General features: G+C 65.8%; 17 protein-coding genes and 1 pseudogene. 2 read left to right on the forward strand and 16 right to left on the reverse strand.

Annotated elements, in window-relative coordinates:
• Positions 1-21: 21 nt before the first annotated feature.
• The 9 genes from AVS7_RS09825 to AVS7_RS09865 all read right to left on the reverse strand — a co-directional run bounded on the left by AVS7_RS09825 (position 22) and on the right by AVS7_RS09865 (position 8087).
• Positions 22-309 (reverse strand): hypothetical protein, encoded by a 288-nt coding sequence (locus tag AVS7_RS09825; RefSeq protein WP_020228285.1) that lies wholly within the window; start codon positions 307-309, stop codon positions 22-24.
• Between the two features lie 115 nt (positions 310-424).
• The gene (locus tag AVS7_RS09830; RefSeq protein WP_024001278.1) at positions 425-706 is read right to left on the reverse strand and encodes a FixH family protein; all 282 of its coding nucleotides are present in this window, start codon (positions 704-706) and stop codon (positions 425-427) included.
• A 60-nt stretch (positions 707-766) separates the two neighbouring features.
• Positions 767-2209 (reverse strand): cytochrome c oxidase accessory protein CcoG, encoded by a 1443-nt coding sequence (ccoG, locus tag AVS7_RS09835; protein WP_020228287.1) that lies wholly within the window; start codon positions 2207-2209, stop codon positions 767-769.
• A gap of 81 nt (positions 2210-2290) precedes the next feature.
• Positions 2291-3205: a cytochrome-c oxidase, cbb3-type subunit III gene (ccoP, locus tag AVS7_RS09840; RefSeq protein WP_020228288.1), complete on the reverse strand. Its 915-nt coding sequence runs from the start codon at positions 3203-3205 to the stop codon at positions 2291-2293.
• Positions 3206-3235: 30 nt separating this feature from the next.
• Positions 3236-3373: a cbb3-type cytochrome c oxidase subunit 3 gene (locus AVS7_RS09845; protein WP_020228289.1), complete on the reverse strand. Its 138-nt coding sequence runs from the start codon at positions 3371-3373 to the stop codon at positions 3236-3238.
• A 12-nt stretch (positions 3374-3385) separates the two neighbouring features.
• Complete coding sequence (ccoO, locus tag AVS7_RS09850) at positions 3386-4018, reverse strand: cytochrome-c oxidase, cbb3-type subunit II (RefSeq protein WP_020228290.1); 633 nt, start codon at positions 4016-4018, stop codon at positions 3386-3388.
• Positions 4019-4037: 19 nt separating this feature from the next.
• Positions 4038-5477, reverse strand: a complete 1440-nt coding sequence (ccoN, locus tag AVS7_RS09855) for a cytochrome-c oxidase, cbb3-type subunit I (RefSeq protein WP_024001279.1) — start codon at positions 5475-5477, stop codon at positions 4038-4040.
• Between the two features lie 65 nt (positions 5478-5542).
• Positions 5543-5680: a cbb3-type cytochrome oxidase assembly protein CcoS gene (ccoS, locus tag AVS7_RS09860; RefSeq protein ID WP_020228292.1), complete on the reverse strand. Its 138-nt coding sequence runs from the start codon at positions 5678-5680 to the stop codon at positions 5543-5545.
• A 1-nt stretch (position 5681) separates the two neighbouring features.
• The gene (locus tag AVS7_RS09865; protein WP_020228293.1) at positions 5682-8087 is read right to left on the reverse strand and encodes a cation-translocating P-type ATPase; all 2406 of its coding nucleotides are present in this window, start codon (positions 8085-8087) and stop codon (positions 5682-5684) included.
• Between the two features lie 112 nt (positions 8088-8199).
• On the opposite strand from AVS7_RS09865, the gene AVS7_RS09870 reads away from it, so the two are divergent.
• A complete protein-coding gene (locus AVS7_RS09870) occupies positions 8200-8643 on the forward strand; it encodes a universal stress protein (RefSeq protein WP_020228294.1) in 444 nt (147 codons plus the stop codon).
• 64 nt (positions 8644-8707) lie between these two features.
• On the opposite strand, the gene AVS7_RS09875 is transcribed toward AVS7_RS09870, so the two are convergent.
• The 6 genes from AVS7_RS09875 to AVS7_RS09900 all read right to left on the reverse strand — a co-directional run bounded on the left by AVS7_RS09875 (position 8708) and on the right by AVS7_RS09900 (position 14493).
• Positions 8708-9421 (reverse strand): ABC transporter ATP-binding protein, encoded by a 714-nt coding sequence (locus AVS7_RS09875; protein WP_020228295.1) that lies wholly within the window; start codon positions 9419-9421, stop codon positions 8708-8710.
• Entirely contained in the window at positions 9418-10176 is a 759-nt protein-coding gene (locus AVS7_RS09880) for an ABC transporter ATP-binding protein (protein ID WP_024001280.1), read from the reverse strand. Before AVS7_RS09880 ends, AVS7_RS09875 begins: the two co-directional genes overlap by 4 nt.
• Positions 10173-11054: a branched-chain amino acid ABC transporter permease gene (locus AVS7_RS09885; protein WP_020228297.1), complete on the reverse strand. Its 882-nt coding sequence runs from the start codon at positions 11052-11054 to the stop codon at positions 10173-10175. Before AVS7_RS09885 ends, AVS7_RS09880 begins: the two co-directional genes overlap by 4 nt.
• 4 nt (positions 11055-11058) lie before the next feature.
• A complete protein-coding gene (locus tag AVS7_RS09890) occupies positions 11059-11934 on the reverse strand; it encodes a branched-chain amino acid ABC transporter permease (RefSeq protein WP_020228298.1) in 876 nt (291 codons plus the stop codon).
• Between the two features lie 73 nt (positions 11935-12007).
• Positions 12008-13225: an ABC transporter substrate-binding protein gene (locus AVS7_RS09895; RefSeq protein WP_020228299.1), complete on the reverse strand. Its 1218-nt coding sequence runs from the start codon at positions 13223-13225 to the stop codon at positions 12008-12010.
• A 35-nt stretch (positions 13226-13260) separates the two neighbouring features.
• Positions 13261-14493 (reverse strand): amidohydrolase family protein, encoded by a 1233-nt coding sequence (locus tag AVS7_RS09900; protein WP_020228300.1) that lies wholly within the window; start codon positions 14491-14493, stop codon positions 13261-13263.
• Between the two features lie 174 nt (positions 14494-14667).
• Here AVS7_RS09900 and AVS7_RS09905 point away from each other — a divergent pair, with 174 nt between their 5' ends.
• On the forward strand, positions 14668-15630 hold the full coding sequence (locus AVS7_RS09905; RefSeq protein ID WP_020228301.1) for a LysR substrate-binding domain-containing protein: 963 nt from the start codon (positions 14668-14670) through the stop codon (positions 15628-15630).
• Between the two features lie 52 nt (positions 15631-15682).
• Here AVS7_RS09905 and AVS7_RS09910 read toward each other — a convergent pair.
• Positions 15683-15979 (reverse strand): annotated as a pseudogene (locus tag AVS7_RS09910) (malonyl-CoA synthase); the annotation flags it as partial.

The following is a 15979-nucleotide window of genomic DNA, read 5'->3' on the forward strand; positions in this document are numbered from 1 at the left end:
CCTTGCAGGCGGCCCGCTTCTTCAGGACGAATACTTTGCGCAGTCCAGGGGACGGTCTCCCTTGGGCACAGGACAGCGGTTGACCTCGAACGGCGAGAGGGACAGCATGGTCGTCAATGCACTCGACGCCATGATCACCAACCAGAAGATGAAGAAGGCAACGGTGTAAACGCCTTGCCGCGATAGGTTCATGGGTTGGTCGAACCAGTGCAATGCCTCCGGATCCACGAAGGCAAACACCACCATTTCCATGACCCCTGCCATCAGAAAGGCGGGCCAGGCAATCCACATCAGTCGCTGCGTCCACATTTCGCATGCCTCCTTGCAATGGTGACAGCCTAGCACCATGCCCTGCGCATGCAAAGAGTACCCGACCTCTCGATTCCCCTTACCTGCATCAATTCTTTTCGGATGCGGCCCCGCGTCACCGGCGAGGCTGGTCCTCGAGGGGCGTGGCGGCATGGTTGCGGCCCTTTATCGCAGGGGCCATGCTGGCCTCGGGATGCTGGAGCGTCTTGTTGATCTCCAGGCCACGCTGGTAATAGTCTTCCGCCAATACAGGGTCGGGCTGCCGGATCGCGAGCCACAGCGTCACGAAGCCAGCGATGATCACGATCACCGGCCCGGCGATCACCAGCCAGACATGGCCATATTTCCACCAAGGCTGCGCCACTGGCGATTCATTCATGGATGGGACTGCGGGCATGGGAAACTCCTTGGCCCCATAGAGGAGGCCTGACCTGAACATAACCACCTGGCACGCTCATCAGCGGGGTACCAGGAACACCGACTTCTCGGCCACCTGCGCTTTGTCGCCTTGTGCCTGGATGTCGAAAAACACAGTGTGCGACCCGGGCGCGGCAGAACCATAGGGCACTTGCAGCCGCACTGCCACCCAGCGCGACTCGGCCGGTCCGATATCGATCTCCGATTCGGAGGCGACTTCCAGCCCTTCCAGCCCGCGCGCACTGATACGGTAGCGCTGCGTGCCTTCGGTGGCATTCATGATCTGCAAGCGGTAGATGTTTTCCAGCTTGCCGCCTGCCACGATCCGGGACAGTGCCGCGCGGTCGCGGACCACGTCCACCTTGAGCGGCGTGCGCACCACGAGGCTGGCCAGCATGCCCACGCACAGCAAGGCCAGCACAGCCGTATAGATCAGCACGCGCGGACGCAGCACGCGCTTGAGCATCTGCGACTGCGTCCAATGGTTCTTCACGCCGTTCTGCGTAGAGAAGCGGATCAGCCCTCTCGGGTACTTCATCTTGTCCATCACGGTGTTGCATGCATCCACGCAGAGGCCGCAGCCAATGCATTCATACTGCAGGCCCTCCCGGATATCGATGCCCGTAGGACACACCTGCACGCACAGCGTGCAGTCGATGCAGTCGCCGAGTCCCTTCGCCTTGTGATCGATGCTCTTGTTGCGTGGCCCGCGCGGCTCACCGCGCTCAGGGTCGTACGTCACGACCAAAGTGTCCTTGTCGAACATGGCGCTCTGGAAGCGCGCATAGGGGCACATGTACTTGCACACCTGCTCGCGCAGGTAGCCCGCATTGCCGTAGGTGGCAAAACCGTAGAAGAGCACCCAGAAAATCTGCCACGTCCCCTGGAGCGCCAGCAATTCGCTGCCCAGTTCGCGAATGGGAACGAAGTAGCCCACGAAGGTAAACCCTGTCCAGAACGCCACGGCAATCCAGACCAGTTGCTTGAGCGACTTCTTCCACACCTTCTCGAAGGTCCACGGTCCGTTGTCCAGGCGCATGCGGGCACTGCGATCCCCTTCGATCTTGTGCTCGATCCACATGAACATTTCCGTGTAGACCGTCTGCGGGCACGAGAAACCACACCACAGGCGCCCTGCGACAGCGGTGAACAGGAACAGCGAAAGGGCCGAGATGATGAGCAGGCCCGTCAGGTAGATGAAGTCCTGCGGATAGAGCACGAGCCCGAAGATGTAGAAACGCCGGGCACCGAGGTCGAAAAGCACCATCTGGCGCTGGCCCCACTCGAACCACGGCAACCCGTAGAAGATCAACTGCGTCAGGAACACCATGACCCACCGCCACCGGGCAAAAATGCCGCTGATGGAACGGGGATAGATCTTCTTCTGCGCCTCGTACAGCGAAACAACTTCGGTTTGCGAGTTATCTGCCGCGGCAGGTGCGATGGGGATCACCTTGCGGGGCTGGCCTTCGGCTGGCTTCATGGTGGGGATCTCTTGGGAAGCGGCTTCCGCATGAAAAACGGCCGGCACCCCATGAGGGGGTGTCCGGCCGGTGGAGGGGCGTCAGCGCGCGGCGCCGGCCTTGTTGGACAAGCCCCACACGTAAGCTGTCAGCACGCTGATCTGTGCGTCGGTCAGCTTGCCGGCCTGTGCCGGCATCTCGTTGGTCTTTCCGTTGTTGATCATAGCCGTGATGGCGGCTTCGCCCCAACCGTGCAGCCAAATGTCATCCGTCAGATTGGGGGCACCCAGAGCCACGTTGCCCTTGCCGTCCATGCCATGGCACGCAGCGCACGCCGTGAACTTCGACTTGCCCAGCGATGCCTTGAGCGAATCATGCGGACTGCCCGACAGGCTCAGCACATAGTGCGAAAGGTTGCGCACGTCCTCGGGAGACCCCACCGCGGCAGCCATGGGGGGCATGACACCCACGCGGCCGTCGTGGATGGTCTGGCGGATCTGGTCGGGCGCGCCGCCGTGCAGCCAGTCGCCGTCCGCCAGGCTGGGGAAGCCCTTGCTGCCGCGCGCATCGGAACCGTGGCACTGCGCGCAATTGTTCATGAACAGGCGCTCGCCGATGGCCATGGCCGCCGCATCGCCTGCCATTTCCTCGGTCTTCATGCTGGCGAAACGGGCATAAAGCGGCTGGAGTTCCGCAGAAGCCTTGTCGACCTCGGCCTGGTACTCACCCAATTGGGTCCAGCCCAACTGGCCCTTGAAGGTACCCAGGCCAGGATAGGCGATAAGGTAGCCGGCACCGAAAACGAGGGTGATGACGAACAGCCACATCCACCAGCGGGGCATGGGGTTGTTCATTTCCGTCAGATCGACGTCCCAGACGTGGCCGGTCGTATTGTCCGCAGTCGCCTCAACCTTCTTGCGCGAGGTGATCCAGAGCAGCAGGCCACAGGCCACGATGCCGATGATGGTGATTCCGGCCACATAGAGGGACCAGAAGTTATGGGTGAAATCGCTCATGGGTTATCTCTTTTCTTGTGAAGGAGCCATTCAGTCCTCGGCGAAGGGCACTTGCGCGGCCTCTTCGAAGCGGGCCCGGTTGCTGCGCATGTACGCCCAGAACCAGATGCCCACGAAACACGCCAGCGATGCCAGCGTGGCCACGATGCGCATGGTGGTGATGTCCATGGCTTCCTCTCCTTACTTGAGCGCGCGGCCCAGCACTTGCAGGTAGGCCACGACGGCATCCATCTCGGTCTTGCCCTTGACGGCCTCCGCCCCTCCCGCGATGTCCTCGTCCGTATACGGGACGCCCACGGTGCGCAGCGCCTTCATGCGCGGAGCCACGTCGGCAGGATCGATCAGGTTCTTCTCAAGCCACGGATAGGCAGGCATGTTGGATTCGGGCACCACGTCGCGCGGGTTGTTCAGGTGAATGCGATGCCATTCGTCGCTGTACTTGCCGCCCACGCGGTGCAGATCGGGGCCGGTACGCTTGGAGCCCCACTGGAAGGGGTGGTCGTAGACGAATTCACCCGCCACCGAGTAGTGGCCGTAGCGCAGCGTCTCGGCGCGGAACGGGCGGATCATCTGCGAATGGCAGTTGTAGCAGCCCTCGCGCAGGTAGATGTCGCGGCCGATCAACTGCACGGCCGTGTAGGGCTTGATGCCCTGGACCGGCTCCGTGGTGGACTTCTGGAAGAACAGCGGAACGATTTCCACCAGCCCCCCGACGGCGACCACCAGCAGAATCAGGACGATCATGAGGAAGTTGCTGGTCTCGACCTTCTCGTGGGTGAAGCCGGACGATGCTTTGTTTTGGGTATCAGACATGTCTTGAGTCCTCGGGCCTTCAGGCGTGAGCAGCGTTCACGGCCGGGATGGCCACCTTGACGGAACGGCCGGAGATGGCCGTCAGCCACACGTTCCAGGCCATGACCACCATGCCGCCCAGATACAGCAGGCCACCGACGAAGCGAATGGCATAGAACGGATAGGTAGCCTTGACGCTTTCCACGAAGGTGTAGGTCAGGGTGCCGTCCGCATTCACGGCGCGCCACATCAGGCCCTGCATCACGCCGGCGATCCACATCGCGGCGATGTACAGCACGATGCCGATGGTGGCCAGCCAGAAGTGCAGCTCGATGGCCTTCACCGAGTGCATCTTTTCCTTGCCGAACAGGCGCGGCACAAGGTAGTAGAGCGAACCCATGGTGATCAGGCCCACCCAGCCCAGAGCGCCGGCATGCACGTGGCCCACGGTCCAGTCGGTGTAGTGCGACAGTGCGTTGACGGTCTTGATGGACATCATCGGACCTTCGAACGTAGCCATGCCGTAGAACGACAGCGACACGATCAGGAAGCGCAGGATGGGGTCGTCACGCAGCTTGTGCCATGCACCCGACAGGGTCATGATGCCGTTGATCATGCCGCCCCAGCTCGGTGCCAGCAGGATCAGGGAGAAGACCATGCCCACGGACTGCGTCCAGTCGGGCAGCGCGGTGTAGTGCAGGTGGTGCGGACCCGCCCACATGTAGGTGAAGATCAGCGCCCAGAAGTGCACGATGGACAGGCGATAGCTGTACACCGGACGGCCGGCCTGCTTGGGGATGAAGTAGTACATCATGCCCAGGAAGCCCGTGGTCAGGTAGAAGCCCACGGCGTTATGGCCGTACCACCACTGCACCATGGCGTCCTGCACGCCGGCATAGGCCGAGTAGCTCTTCATGAAGCCTGCCGGAATGGCGGCGCTGTTGACGATGTGCAGCAGGGCCACGGCGATGATGAACGCGCCGAAGAACCAGTTGGCCACGTAGATGTGCTTGATCTTGCGCTTGCCGATGGTGCCGAAGAACACGACGGCATACGAGACCCACACGGCGGCGATCAGGATGTCGATGGGCCACTCCAGCTCGGCGTATTCCTTGCCGGAGGTATAGCCCAGCGGCAGGCTGATGGCAGCCGCCACGATCACCAGCTGCCAGCCCCAGAACGTGAACGCCGCCAGCGGCCCGCCGAACAGGCGCGTCTGGCAGGTGCGCTGCACCACGTAGTAGCTGGTGGCGAACAGGCCGCAACCGCCGAAGGCGAAGATCACCGCATTGGTGTGCAGCGGCCGCAGCCGCCCATAGCTCAGCCATGGGATGCCGAAGTTGAGTTCAGGCCAGGTCAGCTGGGCGGCGATGAACACGCCAACCAACATCCCAACCACCCCCCATACAACGGCCATGATAGAAAACTGGCGCACGACGGTGTCGTCGTAATGCGCTACTTTTGCTTGTGGAGTATCCATCGGGCACCTCTAATAATTGCAGCGAAAAGTTTCAATCAGGCGCAACCCGAAAGCGTTGATGAACATCAACCGTCTTTCAGAATGCGCTCTCCCTCTTGATCGACATTCTCGAATTGGCCACGGTATACGGCCCACCACAGGCCGGCCAGCACGAACAGGACCAGCACCACGGAGAGGGGGATCAGCAGATAAAGAATGTCCATGTCAGGCCGCCTCCAGGGGGGAATGCGCCGGCTGCGGCGCCTGGGTTGCGCGAGGGTCGGCGGCAACGGCATCCGGTCCGCGAGCCAACCGGGCGGCATTGGCCACGACCAGCAAGGAGCTCAGCGCCATGCCCAGCCCCGCCAGCCAGGCCGGCATGTACCCGGCAATGGCCAGCGGAACGCACAGCGCGTTGTAGCCGGCCGCCCACCACAGGTTCTGGCGCACCACGCGCAGCGTGCGGCGCGCCAGCAACAGCGTTTGGGCCACGAGGGCGAGGTCGTCGCCCATGACCACGAAATCGGAGCGCGACTGCGCCAGCGGCACCGCCCTGCCGAATGCGAACGAGGCATGCGCACCCGCCAGCACGGGCCCGTCGTTCAGGCCATCACCCACCATTGCCACATGGTGTCCCTGGGCCTGCAGCGTCTGCAGTCGCTGCAACTTGTCCTGCGGCGTGCAATCACCATGCGCCACGGCGATGCCGGCTCGCGCAGCCACCCGCTGCACCGTGGCAGTGCGGTCGCCGGACAGCAACTCGACCGCCACACCAGCCTGCAGCAGCTCCTGGACGATGGCCCGCGCCTCGGGGCGCAACTCTTCGCTCAGGTCGAAGCGGGCCAGCTCACGCACGGCCCCTTGCTCTTCCACCGAAAGCACCACCTGCTGGGCGGCTTGCGGTGCGGGCGCCACCCGTGCATGCGCGGGGGAGCCCAGGCGCAGCGTCATGTCGCCAGTTCCTGCCCTGCGGGCATCGGCCACCAGGCCCGCGCCCGGAATCTCCTGCACGGACAGCACGGACCAACCCACGACCCCATCGCCGCCAGCAGCGGCGGCCAGGGCGCGCGATACCGGATGGAGCGACCGGCGGGCCAGCCCGGCGGCCAGGTCCAGTGCCTGCTGCGGCGACAGGTCGGCACCGGGCGCCACATGGACCTCGCGCACGGACAGTCCATCGCGGGTCAGCGTGCCCGTCTTGTCGAACACCACCGTATCCACGGCGGCCAGAGCTTCCAGGCCCTGCAGGTTGCGCACCAGCACGCCGCGGCGCGCCAGGGAACCCGCCGCCGTGAGCATGGCCACCGGCGTAGCCAGCGACAAGGCGCACGGGCACGTGACGATGAGCACCGCCACGGCCACCATCAGGGCGTGGCTGGGGTCGGTGGGCCACCACCACGCGGCGGCCAGAGCGGCCGCCAACAGCACGGCGACCAAGAAGGGGCGCGCCACGCGGTCCGCGAGCTGGGCCAGCCTGGGCTTCTGCAGCGACGCGCTTTCCATCAGCGCGACGATCTGGCCGAAGCGCGTCTGCGCGCCCAGGCTCTCCACGCCCACCTCCACCGGCGCACGCAGGTTGTAGCTGCCGGCGGTGACCACACTGCCCTGCGGCTTGTCCACGGGCGTGGATTCACCGGTGAGCAACGCCTCGTCGGCCTGGGTGCCGCCTTGCAGGATGCGGCCATCGGCGGGGAATGCTTCGCCCGGCAGCACGCGCACCACGTCGCCCTCCTGCAGGCGACGCGTGGCAACGCGCACGAAGCTGCCGTCCGCCGCGCGGCGCTCCACGCTGTCGGGCAGGCGGTTCATCACCGCCTCCAGTGCTCCGGCCGTGCGGTCGCGCAGGCGCAGCTCCAGCCAGCGGCCCGTGAGCAGGAAGAACACGAACATGGTGAGCGAGTCGTAGTAGACCTCGCGGCCGAAGGGGCCTGTGGGGTCGAACGTGCCGGCCATGCTCACAGCGAAGGTGATCAGCATGCCCAGCGCGACCGGCAGGTCCATGCTCACGCGACGCTGCCGTACGTCGCGCAGCGCGCTGGAGAAGAACGGCCCGCAGGCGAAGAGCACCACGGGCAGGCTGATGACCCACGAGGCCCAGCGCAGCAGTTGCTCCATCTCGGTGGTGAGATCGCCCGGCATGGCCTGGTAGGCGGGCCATGCGTACATCATGACCTGCATCATGCAAAAGCCCGCCACCAGCCAGCGCCACAGCGCGCGCCGGTGCTCGCGCTGGCGCTGCTCGCGCGCGAAGGCGTCCATGGCGGGCATGGCTCGGTAGCCGGCATGGCGCACGGCCTCCATCCACCGCGAGGGCAGCACCTGCCCGGGGTGCCACACCACGCGCGCGCGGCGCGTGGCCGCGCTCACGTCTGCCTCGGTGACTCCGGGCACGCGGCGCAGGGCATCTTCGATGGTCAAGGCGCAGGCGGCACAGTGCATGCCTTCCAGCACCACGTGCGATTCCCAGAGGGCCTCGGCCGCAGCCGCCCGGGGCGCACCGGCAAGCGGCTTGCCGAACGCGGACCACTCCTGCGGATCGTCCAGCAGCGCCGCGCCTTCCTGGCCGGCCGCCGCGTCGGGCGCAGCGGTATTTCCGGCAGGCGCGAACGGGCCGGCAGAACGATTTGACATGGATCGGAGACTATCCGCGTTGCGTGACAGGGTCATTGACTTGGATCAAGATAGACGCCGTGGGCCATCCTATGCTCATTCTTGATTTCAACCAAACAAAAGGAGCTAGAGCATGTACAAGCGCATTCTGATCGCCACCGATGGATCCCCCCTCTCGGACAAAGCCGTTGAAAGCGGGCTGTCGCTCGCCGGCCTGTCGGGCGCTTCGGTCGTCGCCCTCAAGGTGGTGCCCCGCTATCCGCGCAGCTATTTCGAAGGCGGCATGCCCGTGGATGCCGCCGACGTCAAGCGCATCGAGAAGCAATGGAGCGACGCCGCTCAGGAACTGGTGGACAAGGTGAAGGCGCGCGGAACCGCCGATGGCGTGAGCGTGAAGACCGTGATCGCCAAGTCGGACCTGATCGCCGAGGCCGTGATCGCCGCCGCCAAGAAGCACAAGTGCGACCTGATCGTGATGGCCTCGCATGGCCGCAAGGGCCTCAAGCGCCTGCTGCTGGGCAGCGAGACGCAGCACGTGCTGACGCACTCGCACATTCCCGTGCTGGTGCTGCGCTAAGCATGAAAATAGCTGCCAGCGCTTGTACAGCAAGCGCTGGCAGCTATTATTAATGCAGCAATCGTCAGTGGTTGCCCAGATACAGCTGCGCCATGCGGTCGTCGCTCAACAGGTCCTGCGCGACGCCATGGAGCACGCAGCGCCCCTGGTCGAGAATGTAGCCCTGCTGGCTGATCTGCAGCGCCAGGCGCGCGCGTTGCTCCACCATGAGCACCCCGATGCCGGAGGCCGGCAGCCTCTGCACCATCTCGAACACCTTGCCCACCAGCGACGGAGCGAGCGCCGCCGTCGGCTCATCCAGCACCATGATGCGCGGCGAGGGCATCAGCGCGCGCGCGAACGCGAGCTGCTGGCGCTCGCCGCCTGACAGGTTGCTCGCATGCTGCAGCAGCCGGTCGGCCAGCGCGGGGAAATCCGCCAGCACGGCGTCCATGCGCCGCTTGAGATCCGGCACGCCGCGCACCACGAGCAGGTTCTCCTTCGCCGTGAGCGATGGGAACACGTTGGCCACCTGGGGCACGTAGGCCAGGCCGGCGTCGAAACGGTCTTCGGCCGACAGCTTCGTGATGGCCCGGCCCTGCAGATGGATCTCGCCGTGCACACGCGGCAGCAGGCCCAGCAGCGCCTTGACCAAGGTAGACTTGCCGGCGCCGTTGGTGCCGGCGATGGTCACGATCTCGCCAGGCAGCACGCGCAGGTCAATGCCATGGATGATGTCCACCTCCGAATAGCCGCCACGCAGCTGCTTCAGCTCCAGCAATGGGTGCTGCGCATTCATACCACCCCTCCCATGTAGGCTTCCTGCACGCGCGGGTCCTCCAGCACCGCATGCGGGTCACCCTCGGCCAGGATGCGGCCGCGGTCCATGACGATCATGCGATTGGACAGCGACTTGAGCGCCTGCAAGTGGTGCTCGATCACGATGAATGCGATGCCCTGCGCGTTGAGCTGCCGCACGCGGTCGCAGATTTCCTCGATCAGCACCGGGTTCACGCCGGCGAAGGGCTCGTCGAGCAGGATGCAGCGCGGATCCAGCATCAGCACGCGCCCCAGCTCCACGAGCTTCTTCTGCCCGCCGGACAGGCCGCCGGCCTTCACGTCGCGCACGCGCGCGAGGTTCAGGAAGTCCAGGATGCCGTCGGCCTTCTCGGCCAGGCGCGCCTCGTGTTCACGCACATGGCGCGTGGGGAAGAAGGACCCCAGCAGCCGTTCGCCCGAGGGGTTCGGTGCGGCGGCCAGCAGGTTCTCGTGCACCGTGAGCGTCTTGAACTCCCGGGGCACCTGGAACGTGCGCACCAGGCCGAGACGCGCGCGGCGGTATGGCGCCTGGTGCGTGATGTCCTGGCCTTCGAAACGGATCTCGCCCGCGTCCGCCGGCTGCTGCCCGGCGATGGCTGCGAACAGCGTGCTCTTGCCTGCGCCGTTGGTCCCGGCGATGCCCAGGATCTCCTGGGCGGCCAGTTGGAGCGACACGCCGTCCACGGCCTTGAACCCGCCGAACTGCCGCGTCACCGAATGGACTGTCAACATCATTGCGGCTTGCCTCCAAACATGCCGTTGGGCCGGTACAAGGTCACCAGGATCAGCGCCAGCCCCACGGCCGCCAGCCGCAGGCTGGCCATGCCGACCTCCGACACGCCGGGAATCCAGTCCTTCACGAAGCGCGAGCCCTCCAGGAACACCATCAGCAGGAAAGTGCCGGCCAGCGCGCCCCGCACGCTGCCCGTGCCCCCCATCACCAGGCCCATCCAGACGTAGAAGGTGATGAGCGGGATGAACTGCTCAGGCGTGATGAAGGTGATGAAGTGCGCATAGAACGCGCCCGCCATGCCGAACAGCGCCGCCCCGAGCATGAAGATCTGCACCTTGAACCACGCAGGGTCCTTCCCCAGGGCGGAGAGCGCCGCCTCGTCGTCTCCGATCGCGCGCAGCAGGCGGCCGAACGGGCTGCGCGCAAGGAGCACCGTGCCCCAGGCCACGAGGGCCACGATGGCCACCAGCAGCGCGAAAAGCGCCACTTCCGCCGCCGGCGAGCTCCAGCCCGCGAACAGCTTGGGCAGGCCGGGCAGGCCCTGGACGCCCTTGGTCAGCCACTCCTCCTGCTGGATGGTGATGCGCACGGCCTCCGAAAAACCCAGCGTGACGATGGCCAGATAATCGTCGCGCAGCCGCAGGGACAGCAGGCCGATGGGCAACGCGAGCACGGCGGACAGCAGCATCGCCGCGACGAAGCAGACCGCCAGCGGCACGCCCTGCAGCGACAGCAGGCCCGAGGTGTAGGCGCCCAGGGCGAAGAACGCCACGACGCCGAAATTCACCAGCCGCGTGAGGCCGAACTGCAGGTTCAGCCCCAGCGCGAGCAGCGCATAGATCAGTGCGACGATGCCGATGGCACAGAGATAGGCGATCATGGCGTCACCTCACCAGTTGGATGCGGCCAAGGATGCCGGCGGGCCGCAGCAGCAGCACCAGCGCCAGCACCGCGAACGAGAGCACGAGCTTGTAGGAAGGCCCGAGCAGCGGCACCGAGAGTTCCTGCGCGATGCACAGCAGCAGCGCTCCGAGCACCGCGCCCACCGGGCTGCCGATGCCGCCGAGCACCATGGCGGCGAAGGCCGGGATGAGGAATTCCCAGCCCATCTCCGGCATGACGATGGCCTTCATGCCCAGCAGCACGCCGCCGATGGCCGAGACGGCTCCCACCAGCAGCCACAGCGCCAGCATCAGCCCCTTGGCACGGATGCCGCTGGCACGCGCCAGGTCGGCGCTGTCGGCCACGGCACGCAGCTGGCGGCCGAAGCTGGTCTGGTACAGCAGCACGAACACCACGAGCAGGCATGCCAGCGCAATGCCTGCGATGACCAGGTCAGTGGGCAAGATGCGGATGCCGCCGAAATTCCACGCGCGCACCAGCGGCATGTCGAACGTGCGCTGGTCGTGCCCCGCGAAGAAGGAGATCAGGCTGCGGATCAGGAAGCCCAGGCCGATCGCGGCCAGCATGGACGACACCATGGGCCGCCCCGCGAGCTTGCGGAAGATCAGCTGGTACGAGCCGGCGGACACCACCGCCGTGACGGCCGCGCTCAGCAGCGCAGCCAGCCACAGGGGCGAGCCCAGCAAGAGCTGGCAGCCCACCGCGGCATAGGCGCCCAGCGTCAGAAAGTCGCCGGTCGCGGCATGGGGAAAGCGGTTCACCCCCATCACCAGCGTCATCGACAGCGCGGGCAGCGCCACCACCAGCCCCTCGATCACGCCGTTGATGAGCAGGTTTGCAATATCTATCCAGGTCATTGGCTCATTCCGTTCGCAGCCCGGATGCCGCCGGCCGCCATGGGCCGGCGCACGCACCCGCAGGGGAAAAGGCTCAGGCGATGGACACCACGTCGCGGCGCACCAGCTGGCCCTTCTCGATGATGTACACGCCGAAGTCGGGCGTCACGTCGCCGTACTTGTCGAAGTCCAGCTTGCCCGAGGCGCCTTCGTAATTCACCTTGCCCTTCTTGGCGATCTGCGCCTTGCCCTCGGCGAACGTGGCCACCGCGTTGCCCGGCGGGTTAGCCACGTCGCGCAGCTTGGCGTTGACCTGCGTGACGTTCGCACCTGGGCCCGCCGCCTCCATGGCAAGGCCCAGCGAGATCACCATGTCGTATGCCATGGCGGCGTAGATGTTGGTGGATGCGGGCTTGCCGGTGGCCTTGGTGTAGGCCGCATCGAAGTGCGCGTAGGAAGCGCTCTTCTCGTTGGAGACGGTATCCACGGAGATGATGCCTTCGCAGACCTCCGCCCCCAGGGCCTTGACCAGGTCCGGGTTGGCCGCCCAGCCCGGGATGACCCACCTGTTCTCCGCGCCCGACTGGAACCATTCGCGCAGGATGATGGTGGTGTCCGGCAGGTAGGAACCCATCACGATCACGTCCGGCTTGGCCGCCAGGATCTTCTGCAGCTCGCTGCGGTAGCTCGGGCGGTTGGGCTCGTAGGTCACGTGCGCCGCCACCTTGCCGCCGCGCTGCGTCCACACGCGCGTGAACCCTTCCACGTTGCCCAGGCCCGAAGCGTTGTTGAACGCCATGGTGGCCGGGCGCTTGAAACCGTATTTCTTGCAGATCTCTGCGAACGCGATGCCGAAGCGGTCGTTGGTGGCCTGGAAGCGCCAGACCAGGTCCTTGGTGTCCAGCGTGGAGATCGCCGGCGCGCCCGAAACGTTCATCTGGATGATGCCCGCCGCATCGGTGAGCGGCAGCACGGCCAGCGTCACGCCGGAGGCCCAGGTGCCCAGCACGGCCTGCACCTTGTTCACCTCGATGAGTTTCTTCGCGGCCAGCACGGCGGCGTCCGGCTTGGTCTGGTCGTCCTCGGTGAACAGCTCCAGCTTGCGCCCGCCCGCGCCGCCCGCCGCGTTGATCTCGTCCACGGCGATGCGGATGGCCTGCTGCATGCCCGGGCCGTAAGGGCTGCCCGCGCCGGTGATGGGCGTGAGCGAGCCGATGCGGAACGTCTCGCCCGTCTGGCTGAAACCGATGCCCGGGATGCACTGCAGGGCCGCGGCGACGCCCGTGAGCTTGGCGAATTGTCTACGTTGCATGGTGGTCTCCTTGTGTCGTGCGTTGAGGTGGAAGGTCAGAGGGTGTTCTTGGCGATGCGCCCGTCCTTGACGATGGCGCGGATCTGGGCGCCCTGGTCCAGCAGGCACTGGATGTCGTGGAGGGGGTTGCCGTCGACGAGCAGCAGGTCGGCGATCGCGCCCTGCGTCACCTCGCCCAGCTCGCCCTTGTGGCCCAGGATTTCCGCGCCGATCAGCGTTGCCTGCTGCAGCACCGGGCCGTTGCCGAGCACCTCGGCGCGCAGGCGCAGCTCCTCGGCCTGCAGGTAGTGCGTCTCGCCGAGCAGATCGGAGCCCAGGCCCATCTTCACGCCGGCGTTGGCGAGGATTTCCAGGGCCTGGCGGCCGGGCCCGCGCACGCCTTCGATCTTGGCGATGGAGAGCGCCGGCAGGCCGTACTTCTCGCCCTCGTTCGCGAGGCCTTCGTAGGTGATCATGGTGGGCACCATGTACGCGCCCATCGCGGCCATGAGCTCGGCGGTTTCCCGGTCCACCAGGTTGCCGTGCTCGATGGTGCGCACCCCGCAGCGCACGGCCCGGCTGATGGCGCGCGGCGTATAGGCGTGGGCCATGACATAGGTGTTGGCGTTGCCCGCCTCCTCCACGATGGCGCGCAGCTCATCTTCCGAATAGCCCAGGTTGCCGATCGGATCGTTGGGCGAGGCCACGCCGCCCGAGGCCATCACCTTGATCTGCGTCGCACCCTTGAGAATTTCTTCGCGCACGGCAATGCGGCAGGCGTCCACGCCGTCCACCACGCGGCCGATGTTGCCCAGCTTGTGTACGCAGGAGCACAGGTCGAGCTCGTCGCTGCGGGGGCGGAAGTCCGCATGGCCGCCCGTCTGCGACAGCGCCTTGCCGGACGGGAAGATGCGCGGCCCGCTGATGAGCCCCGTGCGTACCGCCTCGGCCAGCGACCAGTCGGCCCCGCCCGCGTCGCGCACGCTCGTGAAGCCGCGTCCCAGCATCGCCTGCATGATGGGCAGAGCCCGCAGCATGGTGAGCACGTTGGGCAGTCTGGCCACGTTGCCGAGGTTGAACGACGAGGCCACCGTGTGCACATGGCAGTCGATCATGCCGGGCATCACCGTGAGGCCCGCGGCATCCACCACCTCGGCGCCCTCGGGCGCCTGCAGCCCCGCTCCGATGGCGGCAATGCGCCCGCCCTCCACGAGCACCGAATGGCCGGCATGCATGGTGAGGGTATGGACGTCCAGAACGTTGCCGTTCGCGATAAACAAGGGGGTCATGAACTCGGGCGGATACGGTTACGATTTCAAAATACTCATGGCCCATGCAGCATGGGCATTTCAGGAAGACGCGTGTGCACACCTCTTCCGGAACGCGTTTATCGATCCATTCAAGCCATCGAGCAACCGCCTAAAATCTCACCAGTCCATGAGCAGTACTCATAGCCTCCCGCCATGCGCCGCCTCTGCCCCACGATTTCGGAACTGAATGCCTTCCACTCCGCGGCCAAGCACCTCGCGTTCACGATGGCCGCCAGGGAGCTGTGCGTGACGCAAAGCGCCATCAGCCGCCACATCGCCTCGCTGGAGGACTACCTCGGGCAGAAGCTGTTTCTGCGCAAGTCCACGGGGCTCGAGCTCACCGACGCCGGGGCCACCTACCTGAACACCACGCGCCCGGCGATGGCCGCACTCGAATCGGCCACGGCCCAGCTCATGTCGTACGGGGGTGCGGGCGGCGCGCTCAATCTCTCGGTGCCGCCCACGTTCGCAGCGCAATGGCTGTTCCCGCGGCTGGGGCACTTCAAGCGCACGCTGCCGCAGGTCACGCTGAACTTCGTGCGCTACCAGCACGCGCACGACTTCTCCGTTCCGCACGACTTCGACGCCGCCATCCAGTACGGCTACGGCAACTGGCCCAGCGCCAATGCGCGCTATCTGATCGGCAAGGAAACCAGCATCGTCTGCAGCCCGCAGCTGCGCGACACGCTGGCGCTGCGCGCGCCCGCCGACCTGGAGCGCGCGACGCTGCTGCAGCACATCGAGGTGCCGCTGGCCTGGCAGGACTGGCTGGAGGCCCACGGCTGCGACGCCAGCGGCAGCCGCTTCGGCCCGGGATTCAACCTCTACTCATTGATCATCCGGGCGGCCGTGTCGGGCTTCGGCGTGGGCATCGTGCCCACCTGCCTCGTGGAGGACGAACTGCAGGCAGGCAGCCTCGTGGAGCCCTTCGGCAACCGCTTCGACAGCCCGCTGGGCTACTACCTGTGCGCGCCCAGCGCGCGCACCAACCTTTCGGTCTACAAGCTCGTGAGCGCATGGCTGGAACACTGCTGCAACCACGCGGACTGCGGAGCTCCCGCCATCAGCGAATGCCTGTTCTGCAGCGCGCCGCCGCCTCCGCTGCGCCAAGCATGAAAACAGCCCCTAGCGCTTATCCATCAAGCGCCAGCAGCTATCAAAACCATAGTCAGGCGAACAACCCCTTGTGCTGCTCACGCAGCAGGTTCTTCTGCACCTTGCCCATGGCGTTGCGCGGCAACTCCGCCGTGACGAAGCAGCGCTTGGGGATCTTGAAGTTGGCCAGCTGGCTCTTGAGCGCGCCGATGATCGCATCGCCATCGAGCTTCGCGCCGGGCTTGGGCGTAACCACGGCCACGCCCACTTCGCCGAAGTCCGGGTGCGGCACGCCGACCAGCGCGCTTTCGGCCACGCCGGGCATCTCGTTGATGTAGCCCTCGATCTCGGCCGGGTAGACGTTGTAGCC

It is taken from the genome of Acidovorax sp. MR-S7 (assembly GCF_000400995.2).
Lineage (GTDB): Bacteria > Pseudomonadota > Gammaproteobacteria > Burkholderiales > Burkholderiaceae_C > MR-S7.

What these genes read in the sequence shown, in the direction of transcription:
- AVS7_RS09870 (WP_020228294.1), top strand. Translation starts at nt 8,200, where the DNA reads ATGTACAAGCGCATTCTGATCGCCACCGATGGATCCCCCCTCTCGGAC.
- AVS7_RS09845 (WP_020228289.1), bottom strand. Translation starts at nt 3,373, where the DNA reads ATGGACATCACCACCATGCGCATCGTGGCCACGCTGGCATCGCTGGCG.
- AVS7_RS09825 (WP_020228285.1), bottom strand. Translation starts at nt 309, where the DNA reads ATGTGGACGCAGCGACTGATGTGGATTGCCTGGCCCGCCTTTCTGATG.
- AVS7_RS09895 (WP_020228299.1), bottom strand. Translation starts at nt 13,225, where the DNA reads ATGCAACGTAGACAATTCGCCAAGCTCACGGGCGTCGCCGCGGCCCTG.
- AVS7_RS09885 (WP_020228297.1), bottom strand. Translation starts at nt 11,054, where the DNA reads ATGATCGCCTATCTCTGTGCCATCGGCATCGTCGCACTGATCTATGCG.
- ccoN (WP_024001279.1), bottom strand. Translation starts at nt 5,477, where the DNA reads ATGGATACTCCACAAGCAAAAGTAGCGCATTACGACGACACCGTCGTG.
- ccoG (WP_020228287.1), bottom strand. Translation starts at nt 2,209, where the DNA reads ATGAAGCCAGCCGAAGGCCAGCCCCGCAAGGTGATCCCCATCGCACCT.
- AVS7_RS09880 (WP_024001280.1), bottom strand. Translation starts at nt 10,176, where the DNA reads ATGATGTTGACAGTCCATTCGGTGACGCGGCAGTTCGGCGGGTTCAAG.
- AVS7_RS09905 (WP_020228301.1), top strand. Translation starts at nt 14,668, where the DNA reads ATGCGCCGCCTCTGCCCCACGATTTCGGAACTGAATGCCTTCCACTCC.
- ccoP (WP_020228288.1), bottom strand. Translation starts at nt 3,205, where the DNA reads ATGAGCGATTTCACCCATAACTTCTGGTCCCTCTATGTGGCCGGAATC.
- AVS7_RS09875 (WP_020228295.1), bottom strand. Translation starts at nt 9,421, where the DNA reads ATGAATGCGCAGCACCCATTGCTGGAGCTGAAGCAGCTGCGTGGCGGC.
- AVS7_RS09865 (WP_020228293.1), bottom strand. Translation starts at nt 8,087, where the DNA reads ATGTCAAATCGTTCTGCCGGCCCGTTCGCGCCTGCCGGAAATACCGCT.
- AVS7_RS09830 (WP_024001278.1), bottom strand. Translation starts at nt 706, where the DNA reads ATGCCCGCAGTCCCATCCATGAATGAATCGCCAGTGGCGCAGCCTTGG.
- AVS7_RS09890 (WP_020228298.1), bottom strand. Translation starts at nt 11,934, where the DNA reads ATGACCTGGATAGATATTGCAAACCTGCTCATCAACGGCGTGATCGAG.
- AVS7_RS09900 (WP_020228300.1), bottom strand. Translation starts at nt 14,493, where the DNA reads ATGACCCCCTTGTTTATCGCGAACGGCAACGTTCTGGACGTCCATACC.
- ccoO (WP_020228290.1), bottom strand. Translation starts at nt 4,018, where the DNA reads ATGTCTGATACCCAAAACAAAGCATCGTCCGGCTTCACCCACGAGAAG.
- ccoS (WP_020228292.1), bottom strand. Translation starts at nt 5,680, where the DNA reads ATGGACATTCTTTATCTGCTGATCCCCCTCTCCGTGGTGCTGGTCCTG.